Source organism: Gluconobacter sp. P5E10, from assembly GCF_018812145.1.
In the GTDB taxonomy this organism is placed as follows: domain Bacteria; phylum Pseudomonadota; class Alphaproteobacteria; order Acetobacterales; family Acetobacteraceae; genus Gluconobacter; species Gluconobacter cerinus.
Genome location: NZ_JACRVZ010000003.1, coordinates 358,910 through 381,766, shown reverse-complemented (window position 1 = coordinate 381,766; position 22,857 = coordinate 358,910). Strand labels below are relative to the sequence as shown.

The following is a 22,857-nucleotide window of genomic DNA, read 5'->3' as shown; positions in this document are numbered from 1 at the left end:
GTCAATTAGGCGAGAGCGGAAATGGCCATTCTCAAATCTGCGACAAATTTTGTGTATTCGCGTGTCCTGCTGTCCTCATCCGGAATTCTGAGCAGGTAAGAGGGATGGACGGTCACAATGCCAGTACTGCCATCGTCCAAAGTCATGTAACGGGAACGCTCCCGTGAAATAGTGATGGGTCGTCCAAGAACGGAACTTGCTCCGGTCACGCCGAGCAGAACTGTAACCTTTGCCTGAAGGATACGCCGTTCAGCTGTGATCCACGGGGCGCAGGATTTTACGTCTGTCGCATCGGGTTTCTGATGAATGCGTCTTGCACCGCGGCGGACAAATTTGAAATGTTTGACCGCGTTACTGATCCAGGCCTGTTCCCGACTGCCCCCGGCTTCCTGAAGTGCGCGCTCGAAGAGTTGTCCGGCTGGGCCAACAAACGGTCGTCCCTGAAGATCTTCCTGATCTCCCGGTTGCTCGCCGACAAAAAGGATCTGGGCCTGCGTCGTGCCTTCTCCGGAAACGGTGCGTGACGCGTGGTGACAAAGATCACAGAGAGAACAATCAACGGCGAGGGACCGCAGGTTTGACAAAGAGGACGTCTTTTCAATCTCCTTCAGATCAGGTGTGACATGCACTGTGGCCGGGTTGGCCCAAAAGGCATTGTCTTTCCCGGCGGTCGAAGTTTTCTGTGCAAGATCAATCAGATCTGCCTCTGGTTGTCCTGCCTCATCAATAGGTGGTCCAACACGGTACTTGTGCCCGTCCCAGCAAAGGGTCGTCTCGTCTGAAAGGAGAACCCAAGGGGAAACCCGCAGTCTGATGAGAGGGTATCTCTGACTGTCTATGAGCTGTAATTTTTGGCGTGTTCGAATGATCTGCCAGTCTGTTATCCGGTTCTGTGGGAACGCGTCTCTCAATTCAAGAATTTGCGCTCGAACGGTGCTGGCAATCTGCTCAAACCGGGTGATGTCTGTCTCACGTGGGCTTCCGTGCTCCTGGATATGTTCCAGGGCGCGATAGAGAAGATCAAATCTCTCCGGGATATCGGATGCAAACACGGACGGGATCAGGGCCGCAAATTTTCGGGGCAGACGCAAAGGGGAGGGAGTGTCAGGTAAATCCCGATCTGTTTTCGCTGCGTAAAGAGCGGCAGGTGCTCTAATACTCCAAGTGATCGAAGACCCCGGGATTCGCTTGCTCAGGAAATTACGCGATTGTGTTCGCCATCCTGAAAAATCACTTGGTGAACAGAGTGTAGCGTCAACGGTTTGCATAAGGCTTCCCGGAAAGAAAATTAGCGAATTCCGAAACACGCTCTGAAGTGATTACTTCTTTTTTAAGGAACGTGTGGTCAATTTGGTATTAAAGTTGAGTGGCTATCTCGGTGGTATTGGGTATATATTCTGCAAACAGGCTCGGCAGAATGATTTCACGCTGTTGAGCATAGTAAAAATGCTATTTTGAATGGAAGGTAAGATATTATGTCGGAGAATACATCCCACCCGGATCTGTTGGAGCTTACAGCGCAGATCGTTGCTGCACAGGTTTCCAAGGGTAATGTGGATGCGGCGTCTCTCCCGGCATTGATCCGCCAGGTTTATGAAGCTCTTGCAAATGCTGGTGCTCCACAGGAAGAGCCGCAGCCAGAGCGTCCGCAGCCTGCTGTGCCGATCAAGCGTTCAGTATTCCCGGATTACATCGTCTGCCTTGAAGACGGCAAAAAACTGAAGATGCTCAAGCGTCACCTTCAGAGCGCTTATAATATGTCCCCAGAGCAGTATCGTGAGCGTTGGGGTCTTCCGTCCGATTATCCGCTCGTTGCTCCGAACTATGCACAGCGTCGCTCGGCTCTGGCTCGCGAAATCGGTCTGGGTCGCAAGATCAGCGCAACAGGCGAAGGCAAGAAAGAAACTGGCCGGACGCGTCAGTCCAAGAAGCAGGACTAATTCCCGTCTCGCTGGAATTGTCTTTCTGAAAAAGCACTATCTGTCATGTGGTCGGAGAATACTGTTTCATGAGTTTAGAGGCAGAGACGCTTCTCCGATCAATGGCTAACAGCAAGCGCCTCCTTCTCTGGAGGGGCGCTGCGCTTCTGTTTTTTCTTGCAGCGCTTATTATCGCTGTTGGTAAAAGCCACTCAACTGTTTCCAGTTTGGATGCGCGTCCGCACATTGCGCGTCTGGTTATTCACGGCGTGATCGGAAACAACGTTTCCCAGATCACGACGGCTCTTCGCAAAGCGCAGAAATCTTCTTCAGTGACCGGACTCTTGCTGGTTGTTGATAGTCCGGGCGGCGGTGTCACGGGCGGGGAACGTCTGCACGATTCGATCGAGAAATTTGCACAGGTAAAGCCTGTTGTCGTCACGATGGGCGATATGGGTGCGTCTGCCGCCTACATGCTCTCAGTTCCAGCACAGCATATCGTGGCATTGCCTTCCACGCTGACAGGCTCGATCGGTGTGATCCTGCAGCGGCCCGATCTTTCTCCGCTGCTAGGGCGTGTCGGCATTGATGTTGCTGCTATTACGTCTGGCGCCATGAAAGATCAGACTGATCCCACAAGTCATCTGACGCCAGAAGGGCGCACGATGCTTCAGGGATTGGTCAATGATCTCTTCGATCAGTTCGTCGCCATGGTCGTTAAAGGGCGGCACATGCCTGAAGACAAGGTGCGAAGCCTTGCAGACGGTCGGGCCTATACGGGTCGTCAGGCTTTGAGCCTGGGCCTGATCGACGAGTTGGGAGACGAAGACACTGCTCGGCAATGGCTCAGGCAGCGCCTGAAAATTGGAGACGCACAGTACCCGGTGATGCCGTTGCTCTCTGTAACCAAGCGACACTGGTATGATTTTCCTCGCAAACGGGCCATGCTCGAAGGCGTGTTTGGCTCAGGCTTTACGGAGATGCTGGAAGGGCGATTAACCCTCAGCAGCCTTGACGGGGCCGTTGCGATTCTGCAACCCTGACAAGCCAGTTTCATGGGCGGAGGCAGATAGGCTGCAGTCATGACCAAATCGGAACTTATTGCAGAGCTTTCCACGATTTATCCTCACCTTCTGACGCGGGATATCGAACGGATCGTTCACACCATTTTTGACGAAATCAGTGCAGCTTTGACGCGAGGCGATCGTGTTGAACTTCGCGGGTTCGGCGCATTCATTCCCAGGCGCCGAGATGCGCGGACGGGTCGGAATCCACGCACTGGAGACACTGTTTCTGTCGAAGAAAAAAGCGTTCCCTTCTTTAAAGTGGGAAAAGAGTTGCGTGAGCGTGTGAATCAAAGCGCGACCAAGTCAGCCACGGCAGAATGACAGGAGTTTCTGTTCCCTGTGTTCTGGATGCCGCTGTTTGAAGCAGAAAAGCGGAGCTGATGCTTTCGGGCACGCGTTGAGAAGCGTCGTGCGCTATTGTGGGGCAATGTGGAAAGCCCCTTCATTATCTGTCTGGATAATCCCGATTTTTATAGGGGTTCTGTGCTGTGCCGCGACGTCCTCGGCAAAAGCTGCCTCAGGATATCCTCTGAAAAAAGCAGCTTCAGTAAAAATGCTACAGAATCAGAAGGGTCGGGCCACTGTCACGCCCTGCTATCATTCCCAGTTGGGGCTAATTGTTCTCAAGAGTAATGTAGAGAGCACTCATTCCAGGCATGGAAATGGCTTTGCGCCTGTCGGGGAAGCCGTCTTCCGGTCCAGTGCAGCCCAACATGTTTGCATCACGGGGCATGGCCGCCGCGGGTGAGCGCGGCGGTATTCTATGGGCTTTATTCCTGGCCTTTGAGGCTGCTGATTTCCGAAAGCAGAAAATCTCGGAATACGGCGATTCTTTTGGAAGTTCGCAGTTCTTCCGGATACACGAAGTAAGCCTCAACCAACGGAACGGCCTGATTGGGAAGAACTCTGACTAGGTTGGGGTAGGACGCAGCCGTGTAGAGCGGCAAAGAACCAATACCTGTGCCTGAAGCAATCGCAGTCGCAACGGCAGCAATATTGTTGATGGCCAGCCTGCTTCCCCGATGAGCCAGACCTTCATGACGAAGGAGGTCCAGAAGCCAGTTTACATTCGGCAATGGTAGGTGGCGTCCTGCAAAGCCGATGATCTGATGTTCCGCTAATTCCTGCAGATTTGTCGGGGTGCCATACCGGTCCAGATAGTCTGGGCTGGCATAGATTGGCATAGGAAAATTAGCGAGATGGCGCTGTACAAGGTCTGGCTGCGTCGGCGGATGCAGGCGAATAGCCACGTCTGCTTCACGCATTCCCAAATCAAGGTCTGCGTCTTCAAGAAGAAGCGTAACCTCGATATCCGGGTGCAGTTCCAGAAAGCGATGCAGCCTCGGAGAAAGCCAACAAAGGCCAAAACCGGTGGTTGTCGTGATCTTTATTTTGCCCGCCGCTCGTTCCTTGCTTTCGCTCAGGAATGCCTGTGTCAGGGCCAGCTTGGAGAAGACTTCACGCACTGTGCGATTCAGAACCTCACCCTGTTCAGTCAGGATGAGGCCTCGTGCATGCCGATGAAACAGCGGAACACGCAGAACCTCCTCCAGAGCTGAAATCTGCCGCGAAACGGCAGACTGGCTCAGGTTAAGTCTGTCACCTGCATGGGTGAAGGACCCGGCTTCGGCGACTGCGTGGAAAATACGCAGTTTGTCCCAATCCATGTGGTGGTCTCCCCGATCGCTGGCGCGTCGGTCCTCGTCCTTCTTGCCCATGTCACCTGGCGTTGTTTAAAGCGGTGTGTCGTTGAAGGGACGAAACTGTCTGAACCTGCGACGAGGGTCAAGTTTTTGTCATAGCAGGTATGCCAGAAATGTAGCGTTCGGCTTCCAGAGCGGCCATGCATCCTGTGCCTGCAGCCGTCACAGCCTGCCGATAAATGCGATCCTGAATGTCGCCTGCGGCAAAAACACCCTCTACCGAAGTGCGCGTTCCACCAGCTTCCGTGATGATATATCCATCTTCGTCACAGGCCACTTCATGGCGGAACGGCCCCGTATTCGGGCTATGGCCAATGGCGACGAACACGCCATCAACGGACAGAGTTTCGCTTTCTCCCGTCTGAGTATTCTTCAGACGAACGCCACACACAACTTCCGGCGTTCCGGCACCAAGAACTTCTTCGACAGCACGGTTCCAGTGAACTTCGATTTTCGGATTCGCAAAAAGACGCTCCTGCAGAATGCGTTCTGCCCGGAAACCGTCCCGTCGATGAATAACGTGAACCTTGTCAGCGTGGTGAGTCAGATAGAGCGCCTCTTCCACGGCCGTGTTGCCGCCACCCACGACTGCAACCGTTTTACCGCGATAGAAAAAGCCGTCACAGGTTGCGCACGCCGAAACGCCGCCAGCCTGAAGGCGCTTTTCCGACTCGAGGCCAAGCCATTTGGCCTGGGCGCCCGTTGCGATCACGACTGTACGTGCAAGAAACTCGTCCCCTGAGTCGCCTTTCAGATGAAAGTATCCATCTGCGGCCGGACCGTTCTTCAGGTCTGCCTCGGTAATCAGGTCATAGATCAGGCGTGTGCCGACATGTTCAGCCTGTTCGCGCATCTGCTCCATCAGCCACGGGCCCTGAATGGGAGCCGCGAAGCCAGGGTAGTTTTCGACGTCGGTCGTGATGGTCAACTGGCCGCCAGGCTGAAGACCAGTCACGAGAATCGGTTTCAGGCTGGCGCGTGCGGCATAAATGGCGGCAGTGTAGCCAGCGGGGCCTGCGCCCACGACCAGAAGGTCCGTATGATGGATTTCAGGCATGATCGATCCTCGTCCGTGTTTTGACCCCTCATATAGAGCTTTCAGACGCATGTGCCATCTTTGCGGACGCTGCCACCTGCCATATACGTCAGATTCAAATGAACGCTTCTTTCTCTTCCATCCCCGTTGAACTGGATGCCATTGACCGGCAGATCATCGCCGAGCTTCAGGCAGACGGTCGTATGACCAATGTGGAGCTGGCCAAACGCGCCGGTATTTCCGCTCCCCCCTGTCTGAGGCGTGTCAGGCGTCTGGAAGAACTTGGCATCATCAAAGGGTATCATGCAGAAGTTGACGCAGCCCTGCTTGGCTGGTCGCTCAATTTTTATGCCCTCATCGGTCTCGATAGCCAAAAGGGAAGTGTTCTGGAGGCATTTGAGGCGCAGGTCGGTGCCTGGCCCGAAACACGCGAATGTCACATGATTCGTGGCGGAGGAGATTTCCTCGTCCGTCTCGTCGCTCGTGATGCTGCCCACCAGAACATTCTGACCCGCCGTCTGACAGACAGTGTCCACGTCGTGCGGGTGCAGACACTCCAGACCATTCATACCAGTCGTGATCTGGCTGGAGTTCCTATCTGATGGCAGAAGCATCCCCAACGGTTAGCGCTGGGATGCTTTTGCCTGCCCGGATCAGCATTATTGTTCCCTGCTATAATGAGGCAGAAAATGTTGTTCCCCTTGTCGCGGCTTTGGATGCAGCTTTGGAAGGAGAACGTTGGGAAGTCATTTTTGTTGATGACAACTCCCCGGACGGAACTGCCGAGCGCGTTTCGAAAGTTGCGAATAATGATCCTCGTGTAAGGGTCATCAAAAGGGTAGGGCGTCGGGGTCTCTCATCTGCTGTTATTGAAGGTTTTTTGTCGTCTAGCGCACCGTATGTTGCGGTCATGGATGGGGATCTTCAGCACGACGAGACTGTTCTGCCCAAAATGCTGGCAGATCTTGATGCCGGCTCCGATATTGTTGTCGCCAGCCGCCATGTCGAAGGCGGAGACAACGCCGGGCTGGCAGGTTATTGGCGGCATCTCCTGTCAGATACCGGAATTCGCGCTGCTCAATCGGTTTTGCCGCACCGCCTGACTGATCCGATGAGCGGGTTCTTTGCCATGCGGCGAGAGTTTTTTCAGGCTGTTTTTCCAAAACTTTCCGGAACCGGCTTCAAGATCCTGCTGGATTTGGCGATGTCTGCGCCAAAGTCCGTGAAGATCACGGAAGTACCCTTTGTTTTCCGTCCGCGCCTTGCGGGAGAGAGCAAGCTGGATGTCGTTGTTCTTCTCCAGTTCGCAATGATGATTCTGGATAAAGTCACGCATGGCTGGCTGCCATCCCGTTTTCTGGCATTTGCGCTGGTTGGGCTTGTTGGCGTGGTCGTGAATGTTGCCGTGATGCAGATTGCCCGACTGGGAGGAATGGATTTTTCTCAGTCTCAACTGGTTGGAACGGCCGTTGCGATCCTGACGAATTTTCTGCTCAACAACCGTCTCACTTATCATGACCGCCGCCTAAAGGGCGCGAAGATGTGGGTGGGATTAATTATTTTCTTCGCCGTCTGTTCTCTCGGGGCGGCCGCTAATATCGGGGTGGCCCGTATGGTGCTGCACGATGTTGGCCATGGGCACTGGGACCGTGCGTCTGCCGCAGGGGCCGTGATCGGTGTCGTCTGGAATTACGCTGTGTCTTCCACTCTCATCTGGCGCTGACGTGACTGATAATTTCAAGAAGCAGGCCAGCCTGTTCTGGGCGCTTCTTGTTGCCCTGACTGTGACGCGCCTCGGATTGGCAGCATGTCTGCCGCTCACGCCTGATGAGGCTTACTATTGGGTGTGGTCCCGCCATCTTCAGGGGGGCTATTTCGACCACCCTTTCATGGTAGCCCTCTGGATCAGAATTGGGACATGGCTGGCTGGTGACACGTCTCTGGGGGTGCGTCTGCTCGGGCCGCTTTCCGTTCTTCCCGGAAGCTGGGCCCTGTACCATGCGGCCAAGCTGTTGCTCCCATCGCGCCCTTGGCCGGTATCGGGCTTTCAGGCCGTTCTTCTCCTGAATGCAACGCTGATGCTCGGACTTGGATCAGCGACCATGACACCGGATACACCGCTGGTATTTTTCGTTTCGGTGTCTCTTTTTGCACTCGGGAAAGCCGTTTCGTCGTCGGGGGGCAGAACAACCGGCTGGTGGCTGTTAACAGGTGTTTTGCTCGGTCTCGCCTTCGATTCAAAATATACTGCTGTTCTCATCGGTTTAGCCCTTGGGGGGGCAGTTCTCACGACCCCGAGGCTCAGGAAGCAAGCTGGCCCATGGCTGGCAATTCCGCTTCTGATCATCACGACGACCCCGGTCCTTCTCTGGAATGCATCCCATCATTGGGTCAGCCTGCTGAAACAGGGTGGACGAGCAGGCGACTGGCATCTGGCTCGTGCATTCCAGTTTCTGCTGGAGCTTGTCGGAGGTCAGATTGGTCTGGCGACCCCCCTTGTTTTCGGGCTCTTTGCTTTGGGTGGCTGGGCGTGCATCAAACGGAACAGGCTTCTGGCATGGCTAAGCCTTCTGCCTCTCGCTGTGTTTGTCACGCATGCTCTGGGCGATCGGGTGCAGGCAAACTGGCCGGCTGTCGTTTATCCCGTTCTGGCTTTGGCTGCGATAGAAGCAAGTCGGAGTGTTCGGTGGCCGGTCATCAGCGGAATAGCCTTGACCGTGCTGGTTTATGGGCAAGCTGTCTTCTCTCCGCTGCCGTTTCCCGCCGCTAAAGATCCGATCCAGCGACAGACGGCTGGATGGCCCAATTTCAGTCAAAAACTTGTCGCTCGTGCTCAGGAGACGGGAGCATCTGCTTTCATAGCTGAAGAGTATGGTCTCGCATCTCAACTCGCTTTGACACAGAACAGTCTTCCAGTTCTGGGATCAGATCCAAGGTGGAGCCTGTTTTCTTTTCCGTCTGCTGAGGTGCCGCTCGGTTTAAAAATTGAAGAGCTTCACCGCATTCCCGCAGTGCTGGATCAGGACACGCTGTGTCGCCAGAACCATGGCCATAATGTGCGGTGCTACCGCGTTGACGTTGTGAAAATGCCGTTTGGTGTGCAGTTGCCAGGGCGGACTTAAAGCTCTCCTTAACCTTTGATTGCCATACTGCCCTCTCTCAGGAGGCAGCATGTCGAAAGCAAACGGCAAGGACGAGCGCAGGATCATCATCAAGCGTTTTGAAGTTGTAGAAGGTGGCCATCACGGCGGAAGCTGGAAGATTGCCTATGCGGACTTCGTGACGGCCATGATGGCGTTCTTTCTGGTCATGTGGCTCATCAATGCCACGACAGAAGAGCAACGTAAGGGCATCGCTAATTTCTTTAATCCGATAGCAGTTCAGCAGGACGCACCACCCAAACTGAGTGTCATGCCCGATCTCTCTCCCATCGCGTCATCTGATCGCCCTATGGCGGTCAAGCCCGGTCAGGCCGCGGGGCCAAATCCAGATGACGGTCCATCAGGACAGAATCATCTTCCCCAAAAAGATGCGGAAAAGCACAGCGCACAGATTGTAGTTCTGCATGATGGGCAGATCGAGCCAGGAGAGCCCGTATCCGGCCAAGGGGCATTCACCCACAAGCCGGCCTTCCAGAATGCTGCCGATCAGATCAGTAGAGCCCTGAATGCTCCGTCACAACTGGCAGACGTCCGAGATCAGGTTTCCATCCAGGTCGGTGATGACGGGTTGCATGTGGAGATTGCGGATTCTGAACATCAGCCAATGTTCGCGCTGGGCTCTGCCACTCCAATGCCGCGCGCTCTTCAACTCCTGAGGCTGGTCGCTCCCTATCTTGAAAAGCTTCCGGGACACCTCTCCATCGCCGGCTACACGGATGCGGCGCCTTACAAAGCCGGTTTGCCATCCAACTGGAGCCTGTCCAGCAGCCGTGCAGTTGCGGCGAGGGACGTTCTTGTTCAGGCGGGCTTCCCCGACCGACGCCTGCAAACCGTCAGCGGCTATGCCGATAGAAACCTTTTTGATCATGCCAATCCGCTGAGTCCACGGAACAGACGCGTCGTTCTGGTTCTGTCTCCCGATCAACCATAATCAAGTCGCCACTCAGGAAATATTGAATGTTTATTCTTATCGGCCTTGGTGTCGTTCTGGCCTGCGTGTTTGGCTCCTTCGTGGCATCAGGCGGCGCCATAGGCCCATTGCTTGCGTCCATGCCCTTTGAACTCCTGACAATCCTCGGGGCAGCAATCGGCACATTTGTCATGGCCAACTCAATTTCCGCTGTGAAACACCTTCCGGCCGGTTTGAAGAAAGCCATGAAAGGCTCGCAGTACGGTCGACAGGATTATCTTGAACTTCTGGGGCTGCTGTTCCACGTGACCAAGCTGGCGGCCAGCAAGGGGATGATGGCTATTGAGAGCCATATTGAAGATCCCCAAGGCAGTACAATCTTCGGGGCGTTTCCGAAGATTCGGGATAACGGGCAGGTCTGTTCCTTCATCTGCGATTACCTGCGGATGGCAGGCATGAATGCGACAGATCCGTTCCAGATGGACGACGTGATGGGACGGGAGCTTAAAAAGAATCTGCGGGAGGAGATGCATCTTCCTCATGCACTGCAATCCGTTTCCGATGCTCTTCCAGCTCTTGGAATTGTTGCTGCCGTTCTCGGTGTGATCAAGACTATGGCATCCATCAGCAAGCCTCCTATCGTGTTGGGCGAGATGATTGCTGGTGCGCTTGTCGGAACGTTCCTCGGTATTCTGCTGGCATATGGCATTGTTGCCCCGATTGCTGGTCGTCTCGGGGGCGTTGTGGAAGAAGAGGCGTCTTACCTTGATTTGGTTCGTTCCGTCATTGTCGCGCATCTGCAAGGGAATGCGCCTCAGGTCAGTGTAGAAATCGGCCGCAAAAGCATTCCCTGTGACCTCATGCCAACCTTTCAGGAGGTGGAAGAGGCTGTCAGTGCCGTTGCCGTGGGGTGAGGTTGTTTTCCCGCGGGTGATCTTTACGATGCCGTCATCACTATGAATGACGGCCGAAAGGATCAGGCATGCGTCCCTCCGCACTGCGGGCTCTCTGTCTCTTACTTCCTCTTTTTCCTTTTGCGTCGGTACAGGCTGCTACGGCCACTCCCTCAAGGGCTCAGCTTGAGCAGGTCGATGGCGGATCAGCCCTTCACTGGGTGAAGGCTGAAAACAAAAAAACACAGGATGCTCTGGCTTCTGACCCCAGATACAAGCCGCTTTATAATCGGATCCTCTCGGCTCAGCAGTCACCGGATCGTCTCGCTGTTCCCACACAAATGGCAGGAGAGATCTGGAATTTTTGGCAGGACAAAGTCCATGCCCGCGGGGTCTGGAGAAGCACGTCCGAGGCTGAGTTCAGAAGCGGACATCCGCTATGGAAGACGCGCTTTGACTTGGATGAGCTCTCTCAGTCTGAACATGCCAACTGGGTGATGGAAGGGCTGAATTGTCTGGAACCAGCAGATCGGATCTGCCTTCTGGGCCTGTCCAATGCGGGCGAAGACGCGCACGAGCTGCGAGAATACGACACGACCACCAATCAGTTTGTGCAGAACGGTTTCCGGTTACCAAACGGAAAGCAGGCGGTCGCATGGCTCGATAAGGATACAGTCCTAGTCTCTCGGGACTGGGGCACGACGGATGCCGGTCTGACAACGTCAGGGTACCCGTATGTTGTCCGTGCCCTGAAGCGCGGGCAGAGCCTGTCTCAGGCTCAGGAAGTGTTCCGTGGAACCGGTCAGGACATGGAAGTCGTTCCCACTGTCTTGCGGGACGGGCAGGGGCATCAGGTCGTTCTGATCGACCGGCATAAGGATTTTTTCCATAGCGAAGTTGAACGACTGGATCCGGGAACGCTGAAAACGAGCCAGCTTCCCATGCCGGAGAAATATGACGGTCTGAGCTATCAGGATGGGCAGTTGGTCTTCCATCTGCTCCAGGACTGGTCCACGGCGAAGGGGGCAATCCCTGCAGACAGCGTTGTCGCGGTAGATCCAGATCATCCTCAGGCCCCCGAGATCATTGTCACCCCGACCAAGCGGCAGACCATCGGGGATGGAATGGATGGCGCTATTGCGGCGACCAAGGATGGTCTGATCGTTGTTATGTATGACAATGTTCAGCCGGTACTGATGCTCTATCGACGGGGTTCGAGCGGCCATTGGTCTGGGCGGAGCATTGAGCTGCCCAAAAATATGGCCGCTAGTATTGTCTCCTCTGATCCTCACAGCTCAGAAGCATATCTCCAGCTCGAAGGCTTCATTCAGCCGCCGCAGATCTGGAGCGTCAACACAGCCAGGCAGAACACCCAGCTTCTCTATAGCCAGCCCGAGCTGTTTGATTCATCCAAGCTCACGGTCGAGCAGCTTTTTGCGCCCAGTAAAGACGGAACGCAGGTTCCATATTTTGTTGTGCATGCGAAAGACTGGACGAAGAATGGTACCAACCCCACGCTCATGACCGCCTATGGGGGCTTTGGCCTCTCTTACCTGCCTGTCTATCATCCAGACCTTGGGATCACGTGGTTCGAGCGTGGTGGGGTTTACGTGATGGCAAACATCAGGGGTGGCGGAGAGTTCGGGCCGGCCTGGCATGAAGCCGCGCGTCACGCAGGGCGCCAGTCTGCCTATGATGACTTTGCATCCGTGGCCCGGGACCTGTTTTCGAGAAACATTACATCGGCCAAGCGTCTGGGTATTCGTGGACGATCCAATGGCGGTTTGCTGATGGGGGTAGAATTCACGCAGCATCCGGAACTGTGGAACGCGACCATCATTGGTGTGCCGCTGCTCGATATGCTGAATTACGAGCACATGGCGGCAGGCGCGTCATGGGCGGCTGAATACGGAAGTGTGTCCACATCCGAAGGAAAAGCATTCTGGGATAAGACGTCGCCGCTTCAGGCTTTGAGGCCTGATGTGCACTATCCAACACCATTCATTTTCACTTCGACCCGAGATGACCGTGTTGGTCCTGTGCATGCTCGCCTGTTCGCAGCGCGCCTTCAGGAACTCCATGTACCCTTCTTCTATTACGAAGATATGGAGGGAGGTCATGCCGGAACCGTCAATGCTGCCGAGGTGGCACATGAACGGGCCCTGGAAGCAGTCTATCTAAGCCGCAGGCTGATGGACCCACGCTGAGGGGAGACTTGCCTCCTTGCCGTAACAGGTAAGGGGGCAAATTCTGAAATCTTTGTGTGACGGCAATAAAAAAAGCCGCGCCCATGAGGGCTGCGGCTTTTCTCGTCCGTTCAGATAACGGGAAGGACTTTAGAAGCCTTCACGCTCCAGACGCTTGCGCTCCATCTTGCGGGCACGACGAACAGCTTCTGCTGCTTCGCGGGCGCGACGCTCAGAGGGCTTCTCGAAGTGGCGACGCAGCTTCATCTCACGAAACACGCCTTCGCGCTGCATCTTCTTCTTGAGCGCCTTTAGCGCCTGGTCAACATTGTTGTCACGAACGAGTACCTGCACGGTGCCGTCAACTCCTTCTGGGCCCGCCTTTAGCGTCACCCGTGATATGGCAATCCAATTGGGATGGAGCCCTTAACACACTCTTTTGGAGATGTGCAATTCATTCGATGGTGCTTGTGCTGATTTTTATCCATGCGCAATCTGCGGGCGATTTGTGCGTTAACGTTCTGCAACTGATAGAGGAAGCTCATGGCCCTGCTCAAGATTGCCCGTATGGGTCACCCTGTCCTGCACCAGATCGCAGAACCTGTTTCTGATCCAACATCCCCGGAAATCCGCCATTTGATTAAGGATATGCTCGACACGATGGTCGATGCAAATGGCGCCGGGCTGGCTGCGCCTCAAGTTCATCACCCCTTGCGACTTTTCGTCTATCGCGTGCCGGCAAACCGGGTTTCCGATCCTGAACAGGCTCTGTTGCCACGTGTTCTGATCAATCCGGAAATTACACCTCTTGGTGAAGAGATGATGGTTTGTGGCGAAGGATGCCTCTCGATTCCAGGTTTGCGAGGCGATGTCCTTCGCCATGCCAAAGTCCATTATCGGGGCGTCGATGAAAATGGAGAAGAGGTTGAAGGCGAGGCGGTCGGGTTCCACGCCAATGTTCTTCAGCATGAGAACGATCATCTGGATGGCATTCTCTACCCGCAACGCATCGAAGATTTCAGCCGCTTCGGGTACGTTGAGGAAATAGTTCGGTGACAATGCGCCTTCCGGACGGACCACCTTCTGCGACCGCACATCTCTATCTTCGTGAAGAGCAGATTCGTCAGTCCTACGAAGCACTCATGCTCGCGTGGCGCAGTCTTAATTCAGAGTGCGAGACACTTTTGCGGGAAAACGGTCTGGGCTCTGCCCATCATAGAATTCTTTTTCTGGTCGCAGCCCATCCCGGGATCACTCCCAGCGCTCTGCTTGCCAGCCTCGGGATCACAAAGCAGTCCCTGGGTCGGGCTTTGGGAGACCTGCGTGAGCGAAATTTTCTTGTGCAGGAAGAAGACCGGCATGATCGGCGTAAGCGCCCGCTCAAGCTCACGCCTGAAGGGGAGGCGATCGAGCGACAGCTTTTTCAGCTGATCCGTGATGTCATGACGCGGGCCTACAGGGAGGCAGGAGTAACTGCAGTTGAGGGGTTCAAGCGTGTTCTTTCACCTCTCCAGATCGCTCCGGGAGGAGGTTTTCGATGAGTGACGAGCATATTCTTGTTGTCGATGATGATTCTCGCCTGCTCAGGCTCCTGCAGCGGTACCTCGCTGAAAACGGCTATCGTGTCACTACGGCGCAAGATGCCCGTCAGGCTCGCGAAGTGCTGCAATTGATCCAGCCGGATGCCATCGTCCTGGATGTCACAATGCCAGGAGAAGACGGTGTTTCGTTAACGCGGGCACTCAGAGCGGAGGGGCTGTCGTTACCGATTCTTCTGCTTACGGCTCGGGGCGAGCCGGCGGATCGGATCGACGGACTGGAATCCGGTGCGGATGATTATCTGGGCAAGCCTTTCGAACCCAGAGAACTGCTGCTTCGCCTTCGTGCACATCTAAGAAGAATTGTGCCCGCAGTCTCCGCAGTCTCTGAAGTGCCCTCTCTTTTACGGCTGGGCGTGCTGGAGTTCGATGTGCCGCGTGGCCTTCTGACCGGCCCGGATGGACCGGTCCATCTGACAGGCGGCGAGGCTGCCCTGCTGGGGGTGCTGACCAGTCGCCCAGGGATTGTTATGTCGCGCGAAGACATTGCCAAAGCGCTCGACATGGATGAAATCGGAGAACGTGCTGTGGATGTGCAGGTGACGCGTCTCAGACGGCGCATTGAGGTCGATCCCAAGGAGCCACGTTTCCTCCATACGGTTCGCGGGAAGGGTTATGTTCTCAAACCCGGGATCTGAAGATCACTGGGGACGACTGGATCGTCCGCTAAGGCGGGTTCTTCCGCGCTCCCTTTTAGGGCGGTCCATGCTGATCGTCCTGACGCCGCTGCTTGTCACGCAGGCGATCGTCCTGATTTTGTTTTACGGGACTTATCTGAATGTCGTCTCCCGGCGCCTGTCTGATGGCATCACAGGCGAGGTCTCGCTCGTCATGTCGATGCTGGAGCGGACGCCTGAGCAGGATCGGCGCGAAGCTCTTCTGAGAGATGCGTCTGCACGAACCCAGCTGGAATTCGTTTTTCATCCGAATGCGACTTTAGGGCGCGAAGGGACGAATCATGTTCTCGGTCCCATCGACGATGATTTTGAGCGTGCTCTGCATCAGGGGCTGGGACGTCCCTTTTTTGTGGACTGGTCTGCCGTTCCGGAAACCGTCAGAGTCTCTATCGCTCTGCCTGATGGTGTGCTGGATGTTCTGACGCCTCATAAGAGGCTGAGCATTGGCCCGATCTGGATGTTCGTTGCTTGGGCGTTCAGCAGTTCTGCGCTTCTTTTTGTCATTGCCGCACTGTTCATGCGCAATCAGGTACGCGCCATTCGCAGGCTCGCTCAAGCAGCTGAGCTTTTTGGATTAGGCCGCGACGAAGGGGCTATCCGCCCACAGGGTGCGCGTGAGGTGCGTCAGGCAGCCATCGCGTTCAACCGCATGCAGGATCGCGTTAATCGGTTTGTCGCGCAAAGGACGGCGGTTCTGGCGGGGGTTTCTCATGATCTGCGCACCCCCTTAACGCGGCTGCGCCTCAGTATGGCCATGCTCCCGACAAAAGGACGCATTCAGGCTGAAGATCTCCAGCCCGATATTCAGGATATGGTGACGGATATCGAAGATATGGAGCGGCTAATTGGCAGCTATCTGTCTTTTGCGCGTGGAGAAGGATCGGAACGCCCTGTCCTGACAGATCTGCGATCCCTTATTGATGAGGTTGCTGTGGCTGCCAGACGTGCTGGCGGTCAGGTCTTGGGGGTCGAGGGACGGGAGGGTGTTGAGATACCAGTCCGGCCGGATGCGCTGAAGCGTGCGCTCACCAATTTGGCAGATAATGCCAGACGGCATGGGGGCGCCATGCGAATCTCTCTCTGGGAAGGAGAGAGAAGGATCGAGATTACAGTGGAAGATAATGGACCCGGTATTCCCCCTGATCAGCGGGAGACAATTTTGCAGTCAACACGATCAGGAAGTAACGGCGGAAGCGGTCTGGGGCTGACGATTGTCCGCGATATCATTCATGCCCATGGGGGCACGATCAGGCTACTTGAAAGCCCACTTGGCGGGCTGGGCGTTCTGCTCAGCCTGCCAAAATAAGTGGAAGATCAGGGCAGGGTATTACCCGCACCACCATTGCCGGTGCCCTGATTGCCCAGCGGGCCCTGGCTGCCACCAAATGTGCTGCTCATGTTGCTCATTGGGTTGTAGCGACCAACGTTACCCAGCAGCTCCTGAATGACCGACGTCTTGGTGCCCGGCGTTGGGGTTGTGGCGCCCACCATGCCGACGCGAATGGAATCCTTGCGGTTCAGGGTATCCATCTTCCGCAGTACGCCAGAATTGTCGAAATTCAGAACCACCACCTGCTGCTTGTCCACCGTTGGGAAGCCCAGGGGCGTTGGAGACGTGATCATGGACACATAGATCCATGTGTTGTCGTCAAAGGTTGCGTGTGCGGTTGGGGAGCCGAGGCTGTCGAGCACGTCAGACCGGGTGCTGGTACCTGGCACCAGCTGGGCATAGTCGGTTTTCTCGATGAGCGAACCGCGCGGCTCGGGAATCGGGCTGAATACCGAGCATCCTCCCAGAAGGAGCGGAGCACAGGCCAAACCGGTGAAACCGAGGCGTTGCACAAGACGTGTTCTGCTTTTGGTCGTCAGAAAAGATGCGTTATTCATGGAACCGGAAACTATCCTGTGCAAGAGAACCGCTCAACCCTGCGGGTGCCTTAAACGATACCTGCCTGTCAACGATTTCCCCTATGTAACCGGGGATGGAGTGCTCAAATGTCTCATTCTCCCGAATTTTCACGTCGTCTCCCCCTGAGTCGGGTAGGGGCAGGAACAGAAGAAACCGTGACGGCAACCCCGCAGGAGCGTGAAGCCCTGGCGCGGCGGTTTGGCATTCCGGCAGTGCATCATCTTGAGTGTCGCTTCGTTCTGACACCTGAAAGCAAGACCGAAATTCTTGCTCAGGGCCGTCTGAGCGCGAAGGTGACACAGGAATGCGTCATCACGGCAGAAAAATTTGACGATGTGCTCGCCGAGACCTTTGTTCTGCGGTTCATTCCGGAATCCCAGATGCCGGAAGATGAATTCGACATCGATTCCATTAATCTGGATGCCCCTGACGACGTTCCGCATGATGGCAGGGCGCTGGACATTGGTGAAGCCGCTGCCGAACAACTGGCCCTGATGCTGGACCCATATCCTCGTCTTCCGGGTGCCGGTCTGGAAAATGCTGTTGACGTGGCCCCTGCGGAAGGGGAAGAAGGGGACGATCAGTCCGAGGACCTGCCTGAGTCAGAGCGTCGCCCAAACCCATTTGCAGCGCTCGTGGGTCTGAAGAACGGGGATAAAAAAGAATAAAATCCCTCGCTTTAGCTTGCGGGTTTGCGTTTGCTCTGCTAGAGCCGCCCGCCTGAACTCGGCGTAAATACGAGACGACGAACAACGGGGCACCGGATGCCGCTGGGAGCGGAGCAAGGGTGCCGACACAGAAGCAGAAAGAGGCATAAAAGCCATGGCCGTCCCTAAAAGAAAGACCTCGCCGTCCCGTGCTGGCATGCGTCGCAGCCACCATGCCCTGCAGGCTGAAGCGCATGCGGAATGCGCGAACTGCGGCGAACTGAAGCGCCCGCACCACGTTTGCAGCCATTGCGGTCATTACGATGGTCGTGAAGTTGTTGCAGCAGGCAAGAGCCTGAAGACGGCCGTCCGCGCCTGATCTCTTCTGCGGATGCTTTGATGGAGTATCCGCATCTGCGATGCTGTCCGGGAAACTGTCTTAATGTCTAAAGCGCCTGTCACGCCTGTTCGTGACGCCGCGGCCCTAGGGCCTTATGCCCTTGCCGTCGACGCAATGGGGGGAGACAGGGCACCGGATATCGTCCTTGCCGGTCTCGAACTGGCGGCTGATCGTCATCCGACAGCCAGACTGCTCCTGATCGGAGATGAGGCGGTTCTTAAGCCGGCTCTGGCACGATATCCTAAAGCTGCCCGCATCTGTGACATTCGTCACACTCCAGCCAGCATTTCGATGGAAATGAAGCCGACCGCAGCACTGCGTGTTCGTGGCTCTTCCATGCGTCTGGCTATGGAGGCTGTATCTTCTGGTGAAGCCTGTGGTGTTGTGTCTGCTGGAAACAGCGGAGCGATGCTGGCCCTCGCCAAGATTATCGTCAAAGCGCTTCCTGGAATTTCCCGCCCCGCGATGGTTGCTGTCCAGCCTTCTGCACGCGGTGATACGGTTATGCTGGATCTGGGCGCCAACATCGCGTGTGACGCCCGAAATCTGGTAGAATTCGCCATCATGGGCGAGGCTTTTGCTCAGGCCGCGCTGGGTTTGCCAAAACCAACAATCGGGCTCCTGAACGTCGGCTCTGAAGACCTCAAGGGTGACGAAAGGCTGCGTCAGGCTGCTGAGCGCCTTCGGGACAGCGCGCTGGCGGAACAGTTCCACGGCTTTGTTGAAGGTCATGATATTACCGCCGGAACGACGGATGTTGTCGTGACAGATGGTTTTACGGGGAATGTTGCTCTGAAAACAGGCGAGGGGGCTCTTAAGCTTGCTTTCGGTCTGTTGAAGCGCGTTTTCGAAACCAATCTGCTGACTCGCATCGGTTATCTGCTGGTTCGCCCCGGGCTGGAGCGAATGCGGGAATGGATTGATCCACGGCGTTATAATGGCGCCGTTTTTGTTGGGTTGAATGGCGTTGTTGTGAAGTCTCATGGTGGCGCAGATGGCGAAGCTTTTGCCTCAGCCGTCGATATCGCAATGGATGCCGTAACCCATAACCTGAACGACAAGATCCGTGCCCGCCTGGATCAGCTCGGTATGCTTGGAGCTGATGTAGCTGCTGCTGCCAGCACGGTCGCCCCAGAACCTGTGAGCTGAGAAACTTTATGTCCGGTCCCCTTCGTTCCCGCCTGACAGGCGTGGGTGGCTATCTGCCACGCACGATTGTCACGAATGACGATCTCGCTCAGAAGATCGAAACATCCGACGAGTGGATCCGGGCACGCACGGGCATCACGCAGCGTCACATCGTTTCAGGGGATGAGACGACGGCGTCCATGGCCGCTGCCGCGGCGCGTCAGGCTCTTGAGCAGGCCGGTGTAAACGCTGAAGACGTTGACGCCATCATTGTGGCAACCTCAACGCCAGATCAGGTTTTTCCCGCTGTGGCAACGCAGGTGCAGGCCCTGCTCGGGATCACCAAAGGGTTCGGCTTCGATATCAGCGCTGCGTGTTCGGGGTTCGTCTATGCGTTGGCCTCAGCAAATTCGTTCATTCAATCCGGGTTGGCCAAGAAGGTTCTCGTGATTGGGAGCGAGGTCTTTTCCCGACTGCTGGATTGGAATGATCGCACAACCTGCGTTCTGTTCGGAGACGGCGCTGGTGCTGTACTTTTGGAAGCTGGAGCTGAGGAAGGTGAGGGTGTTCTCTCGACCCATCTTCATTCTGACGGTCGATCTGGGGACATTCTGTACGTTGACGGGGCAGTAGGCTGCGCAGGCACGACTCAACATCTCAAAATGCTTGGGCGAGAAGTGTTTCGTCATGCGGTTGTTAAGCTTTCCCAGGCTGTTGATGAAGCACTGGAAGCCAACAACCTGACGGGTCAGGATATTCAGTGGCTCGTACCGCATCAGGCCAATCTTCGTATTATTGACGGTATGGCCAAAAAGCTGGCTCTTCCTGCCGATCGTGTCGTGGTGACAGTGGACCGTCACGCTAACACGTCTGCGGCCTCCATTCCGTTGGCTCTGAATGAAGCCGTCAGAGACGGTCGTATCCAGAAGGGCGATCTTGTTCTGATGGAAGCGCTGGGTGGCGGTTTGACCTGGGGTTCTGCGCTCGTCCGCATGTGAGACGGCGCATCGTCTTTTAAGGTTAACGATTGATTCCTTTGACTGTTCTGAACGTCATGATACGCATGTGTCATGAGTACAGTCACGCGCGCGAATCTTGTCGAGCACATCTATAGCCGTGTTGGGCTGTCCCGGCACGATTCCTCCATGATTCTGGAAAGTGTGTTGGAGAAAATTTCCTCCACACTTGAAGCAGGTGAGTCCGTGAAGCTGAGCGGCTTCGGAACCTTCTCTGTTCGCCAGAAGGGAGAACGCATCGGGCGAAATCCCAAGACCGGGGTTGAGGTTCCAATCTTGCCTCGCGCTGTCTTGGTGTTTCGGTCTTCGCAGCTTTTGCGGGACCAGATGAATGGCGTGGAAAGCCATGCTGACGATGTGGACGACGCAGATGATTGATACCAGCTCGACCAATAGTGCTGATCTCTCCGACGATAATCTGGCTGATTCTAGCGCTGGGAAAATCAAAAAGGGCCCAGACGCTTACAGAACCATCAGCGAGGTTGCGGAGGAACTCCATATTCCGCAGCATCGGCTGCGTTCGTGGGAAACTCTCTATCCGGGTGTGAAGCCATTTCGTGGGGAGAGTGGGCGTCGTTATTACAGCCCTGAACACGTCGAGACGCTTCGTCTTATTTCCGATCTTCTCTACGTACAGGGCTATAAGGGCCAGGGCGTTCTGCGAGTTTTAAGAGAAGAAAAAGCTCGGAAATCTCTAGAAAATCGCACTGCTTCTCCTAAGCCAGAGGAGAATATTGCGAGTGTTCACGCCGCGCCCGCTCCAGTTGCGGATCCAGTTTTAGTAAATGCTGCGGATGATATTATCTTTCCCGAAGCTCCGGAGGTGCCAGAGATCTCTGGTGCTCCTGAACTGAGAGAAGAAAGTGTCGCCGTTAGTGAGACATCAGTGCTTCACGACGAAGAAGACGTATCGCTTTCAGAGTATCGCGAAAAGCTTGAACCTGAAGAAAAAGCGGATCAGGTGCTTGACGAGTGTCTGACGGGAAGGACATTAGCCGAAGCCGAAGCCGAAGCCGAAGCCGAAGCCGAAGCCGAAGCCGAAGCCGAAGCCGAAGCCGAAGCCGAAGCCGAAGCCGAAGCCGAAGCCGAAGCCGAAGCCGAAGCCGAAGCCGAAGCCGAAGCCGAAGCCGAAGCCCCTTTCTCAATTTATGACACAGAAGAAGTTCTGGTTCTTCAGGATGCGAATCAGCACCTTGCTGCCTCCGTCAGGCATCTGGATGCAGAAAACGAATTTTTGCGTTCTGAAATGAAGGAAATTCTGGAAGAACTTCAAATTTTGAGAAGTCTTCTTCCGGTATAGGGCATATGCCCCATTGCGGTGATCAGTTTGCACTGCTAAACCACCGCCACCGCAGGACGAACGGGCAGTAGCGCAGCCTGGTAGCGCACCAGTCTGGGGGACTGGGGGTCGTGGGTTCGAATCCCGCCTGCCCGACCAGTCCTGCGGTAATTACCTTAAAAAATGATGGTATTATAAAAGGCCTTTTCAGGCCTTTTTCTTGTCTGTGCGCTCTTCTGTCCAGAGCGTCCACAGCAGGTGGAGTGCGGCCATAATTGCTGGTCCAAGGAACAGGCCAAGAAGGCCCCACGTTTCTGCTCCGCCCAGAATGCCTAGCAGGACCCAAAGAAATGGCATCTTGGTGCTGCCGCCAATTAGAACCGGGCGGACAAAATGGTCAGCTACAAAAATAACAACTGAGCCCAGAGCCATTACGACAATTGCGCCGATCATGCTGCTTTTAGCCAACAGCAAGAGAGCGACCAGTCCGACTGTTGGCCAGGCGAGGAACGGTATCATGGCAGCCACGGCCGTGAGCATGGCAAACAGTAAGGGTTGAGGAGCGCCTGTCAGCATATAGGCGGCTCCCATGATTGCCCCTTCTCCCAGGCCAACCAGCACCAGCCCCGCGAGTGTTCCGTGAACGGATGAGATCATCTGTTTGGCAAGGCTTTCGCCTTGTTCACCAAACAGCCGGTGTGAGCCCACAAGCCCCTTACGAATTACGTAATCTCCATCCTTCAGCAGGAAGAAAAGCGTCAGTAGGGAGAACGCAAAAAGTGTGCCGCGTCGTGCGACCTGCGACCCAACCTGCTTTGTCATCTGCATGCCATGAGCGACATCGACTGAGTGGAGCAGATGGGACAGCCGTTGTGGGCTGGTCATGTGGTTTTGCCACCACGTGGTTGCCTGCGTGGACACGAATGGAAGGCGCGGGACCCATTCAGGCATTGGAATGCCGTTATTCCGCACGTCTTCAATCCATTCCAGCGCGCTTCTGATTTCGTCGGCAAGTTTGACGCCAACGAGAGAAACCGGGACCAGAAAAATCAGGGCAACAACCAGGGTGAAGCTCATCGGCAGCCAGTCATTGCGGCCAAACCGACGCTCAGCGCGCTGGTAAAGCGGCCAAAGGGAAATGGCGAACACGCATCCCCATAACAAGGCCGGAAGAAAATTTTTCAGTGTGTAGAGACCGATAGCCACGAAAAAGAGCGCCAGAAACCCACGCGCACGCCGCTGTATGGTTCCCGTGGAATCCGAGGCTTCCACCGGAATGACTTCAGGGGAACGAGGAGGAAATTGATCGGTCATGGGGGTCCTGAAAA

26 protein-coding genes and 1 tRNA gene are annotated in these 22,857 nt (G+C 55.4%); 21 read left to right on the top strand and 6 right to left on the bottom strand.

The features are described 5' to 3' along the window. Positions 1–5: 5 nt before the first annotated feature. Positions 6–1,052 carry a UdgX family uracil-DNA binding protein gene (locus tag KP707_RS08270; protein ID WP_338085317.1) on the bottom strand — a complete coding sequence of 349 codons (1,047 nt, stop codon included), beginning with the start codon at positions 1,050–1,052 and terminating at the stop codon, positions 6–8. Positions 1,053–1,475: 423 nt separating this feature from the next. Here KP707_RS08270 and KP707_RS08265 point away from each other — a divergent pair, with 423 nt between their 5' ends. The 4 genes from KP707_RS08265 (at position 1,476) to KP707_RS08250 (ending at position 3,734) form a co-directional block, all read left to right on the top strand. Beyond that, positions 1,476–1,940, top strand: a complete 465-nt coding sequence (locus tag KP707_RS08265) for a MucR family transcriptional regulator (RefSeq protein WP_046901389.1) — start codon at positions 1,476–1,478, stop codon at positions 1,938–1,940. Between the two features lie 68 nt (positions 1,941–2,008). After that, complete coding sequence (gene sppA, locus KP707_RS08260; protein WP_211502774.1) at positions 2,009–2,962, top strand: signal peptide peptidase SppA; 954 nt, start codon at positions 2,009–2,011, stop codon at positions 2,960–2,962. 39 nt (positions 2,963–3,001) lie between these two features. After that, positions 3,002–3,307: an integration host factor subunit beta gene (locus KP707_RS08255; protein ID WP_046901391.1), complete on the top strand. Its 306-nt coding sequence runs from the start codon at positions 3,002–3,004 to the stop codon at positions 3,305–3,307. 232 nt (positions 3,308–3,539) lie between these two features. Beyond that, positions 3,540–3,734 (top strand): hypothetical protein, encoded by a 195-nt coding sequence (locus KP707_RS08250; RefSeq protein WP_080951486.1) that lies wholly within the window; start codon positions 3,540–3,542, stop codon positions 3,732–3,734. Between the two features lie 22 nt (positions 3,735–3,756). Here the strand turns inward: KP707_RS08250 and KP707_RS08245 are convergent, their stop codons facing one another. Together KP707_RS08245 and trxB are read right to left on the bottom strand one after the other, a co-directional pair. Next, positions 3,757–4,653: a LysR family transcriptional regulator gene (locus KP707_RS08245; protein WP_046901392.1), complete on the bottom strand. Its 897-nt coding sequence runs from the start codon at positions 4,651–4,653 to the stop codon at positions 3,757–3,759. Positions 4,654–4,771: 118 nt separating this feature from the next. Beyond that, complete coding sequence (gene trxB / locus KP707_RS08240; RefSeq protein ID WP_211502773.1) at positions 4,772–5,746, bottom strand: thioredoxin-disulfide reductase; 975 nt, start codon at positions 5,744–5,746, stop codon at positions 4,772–4,774. A 98-nt stretch (positions 5,747–5,844) separates the two neighbouring features. On the opposite strand from trxB, the gene KP707_RS08235 reads away from it, so the two are divergent. From KP707_RS08235 to KP707_RS08210, 6 genes are all read left to right on the top strand, one after another. Continuing rightward, complete coding sequence (locus KP707_RS08235) at positions 5,845–6,327, top strand: Lrp/AsnC family transcriptional regulator (RefSeq protein ID WP_046902047.1); 483 nt, start codon at positions 5,845–5,847, stop codon at positions 6,325–6,327. Then, entirely contained in the window at positions 6,327–7,448 is a 1,122-nt protein-coding gene (locus tag KP707_RS08230; RefSeq protein ID WP_249202864.1) for a glycosyltransferase family 2 protein, read from the top strand. Before KP707_RS08235 ends, KP707_RS08230 begins: the two co-directional genes overlap by 1 nt. 1 nt (position 7,449) lies before the next feature. Further along, on the top strand, positions 7,450–8,847 hold the full coding sequence (locus tag KP707_RS08225; RefSeq protein ID WP_346343899.1) for a glycosyltransferase family 39 protein: 1,398 nt from the start codon (positions 7,450–7,452) through the stop codon (positions 8,845–8,847). Between the two features lie 49 nt (positions 8,848–8,896). Next, positions 8,897–9,817 (top strand): flagellar motor protein MotB, encoded by a 921-nt coding sequence (locus tag KP707_RS08220; protein ID WP_211502772.1) that lies wholly within the window; start codon positions 8,897–8,899, stop codon positions 9,815–9,817. A gap of 26 nt (positions 9,818–9,843) precedes the next feature. After that, complete coding sequence (gene motA, locus KP707_RS08215; RefSeq protein ID WP_046901396.1) at positions 9,844–10,710, top strand: flagellar motor stator protein MotA; 867 nt, start codon at positions 9,844–9,846, stop codon at positions 10,708–10,710. Between the two features lie 68 nt (positions 10,711–10,778). Further along, entirely contained in the window at positions 10,779–12,896 is a 2,118-nt protein-coding gene (locus KP707_RS08210) for a prolyl oligopeptidase family protein (RefSeq protein WP_211502770.1), read from the top strand. Positions 12,897–13,025: 129 nt separating this feature from the next. On the opposite strand, the gene rpsU is transcribed toward KP707_RS08210, so the two are convergent. Beyond that, complete coding sequence (gene rpsU, locus KP707_RS08205) at positions 13,026–13,229, bottom strand: 30S ribosomal protein S21 (protein WP_007283570.1); 204 nt, start codon at positions 13,227–13,229, stop codon at positions 13,026–13,028. Between the two features lie 189 nt (positions 13,230–13,418). On the opposite strand from rpsU, the gene def reads away from it, so the two are divergent. Genes def through KP707_RS08185 form a run of 4 tightly spaced genes read left to right on the top strand, consistent with a single transcriptional unit; the run spans position 13,419 to position 16,456 of the window. After that, positions 13,419–13,931: a peptide deformylase gene (def, locus tag KP707_RS08200; protein WP_086634133.1), complete on the top strand. Its 513-nt coding sequence runs from the start codon at positions 13,419–13,421 to the stop codon at positions 13,929–13,931. 2 nt (positions 13,932–13,933) lie between these two features. Next, complete coding sequence (locus KP707_RS08195) at positions 13,934–14,416, top strand: MarR family winged helix-turn-helix transcriptional regulator (protein ID WP_232309068.1); 483 nt, start codon at positions 13,934–13,936, stop codon at positions 14,414–14,416. After that, the gene (locus KP707_RS08190; protein ID WP_046901400.1) at positions 14,413–15,111 is read left to right on the top strand and encodes a response regulator; all 699 of its coding nucleotides are present in this window, start codon (positions 14,413–14,415) and stop codon (positions 15,109–15,111) included. The genes KP707_RS08195 and KP707_RS08190 overlap by 4 nt, the downstream gene beginning before the upstream one ends. Then, the gene (locus tag KP707_RS08185; protein ID WP_211500678.1) at positions 15,089–16,456 is read left to right on the top strand and encodes an ATP-binding protein; all 1,368 of its coding nucleotides are present in this window, start codon (positions 15,089–15,091) and stop codon (positions 16,454–16,456) included. The genes KP707_RS08190 and KP707_RS08185 overlap by 23 nt, the downstream gene beginning before the upstream one ends. Before the next feature lie 8 nt (positions 16,457–16,464). Here the strand turns inward: KP707_RS08185 and KP707_RS08180 are convergent, their stop codons facing one another. Continuing rightward, the gene (locus tag KP707_RS08180; protein WP_086634131.1) at positions 16,465–17,037 is read right to left on the bottom strand and encodes an outer membrane protein assembly factor BamE; all 573 of its coding nucleotides are present in this window, start codon (positions 17,035–17,037) and stop codon (positions 16,465–16,467) included. A 108-nt stretch (positions 17,038–17,145) separates the two neighbouring features. Between KP707_RS08180 and KP707_RS08175 the strand changes: the two genes are divergently transcribed. From KP707_RS08175 to KP707_RS08145, 7 genes are all read left to right on the top strand, one after another. Then, a complete protein-coding gene (locus KP707_RS08175; RefSeq protein ID WP_211502769.1) occupies positions 17,146–17,727 on the top strand; it encodes a DUF177 domain-containing protein in 582 nt (193 codons plus the stop codon). A gap of 154 nt (positions 17,728–17,881) precedes the next feature. After that, entirely contained in the window at positions 17,882–18,085 is a 204-nt protein-coding gene (gene rpmF, locus KP707_RS08170; protein WP_046901404.1) for a 50S ribosomal protein L32, read from the top strand. A gap of 63 nt (positions 18,086–18,148) precedes the next feature. Next, complete coding sequence (gene plsX / locus KP707_RS08165) at positions 18,149–19,255, top strand: phosphate acyltransferase PlsX (RefSeq protein ID WP_211502768.1); 1,107 nt, start codon at positions 18,149–18,151, stop codon at positions 19,253–19,255. An 8-nt stretch (positions 19,256–19,263) separates the two neighbouring features. Then, positions 19,264–20,232 (top strand): beta-ketoacyl-ACP synthase III, encoded by a 969-nt coding sequence (locus tag KP707_RS08160; RefSeq protein WP_211502767.1) that lies wholly within the window; start codon positions 19,264–19,266, stop codon positions 20,230–20,232. A gap of 72 nt (positions 20,233–20,304) precedes the next feature. Next, positions 20,305–20,628, top strand: a complete 324-nt coding sequence (locus KP707_RS08155) for an integration host factor subunit alpha (protein ID WP_064273136.1) — start codon at positions 20,305–20,307, stop codon at positions 20,626–20,628. Then, entirely contained in the window at positions 20,597–21,550 is a 954-nt protein-coding gene (locus KP707_RS08150; RefSeq protein ID WP_252348842.1) for a MerR family transcriptional regulator, read from the top strand. Before KP707_RS08155 ends, KP707_RS08150 begins: the two co-directional genes overlap by 32 nt. Before the next feature lie 61 nt (positions 21,551–21,611). Beyond that, positions 21,612–21,688, top strand: a tRNA-Pro gene (locus KP707_RS08145). Between the two features lie 48 nt (positions 21,689–21,736). On the opposite strand, the gene KP707_RS08140 is transcribed toward KP707_RS08145, so the two are convergent. Beyond that, a complete protein-coding gene (locus KP707_RS08140; protein ID WP_099212210.1) occupies positions 21,737–22,843 on the bottom strand; it encodes an AI-2E family transporter in 1,107 nt (368 codons plus the stop codon). Positions 22,844–22,857: the final 14 nt, after the last annotated feature.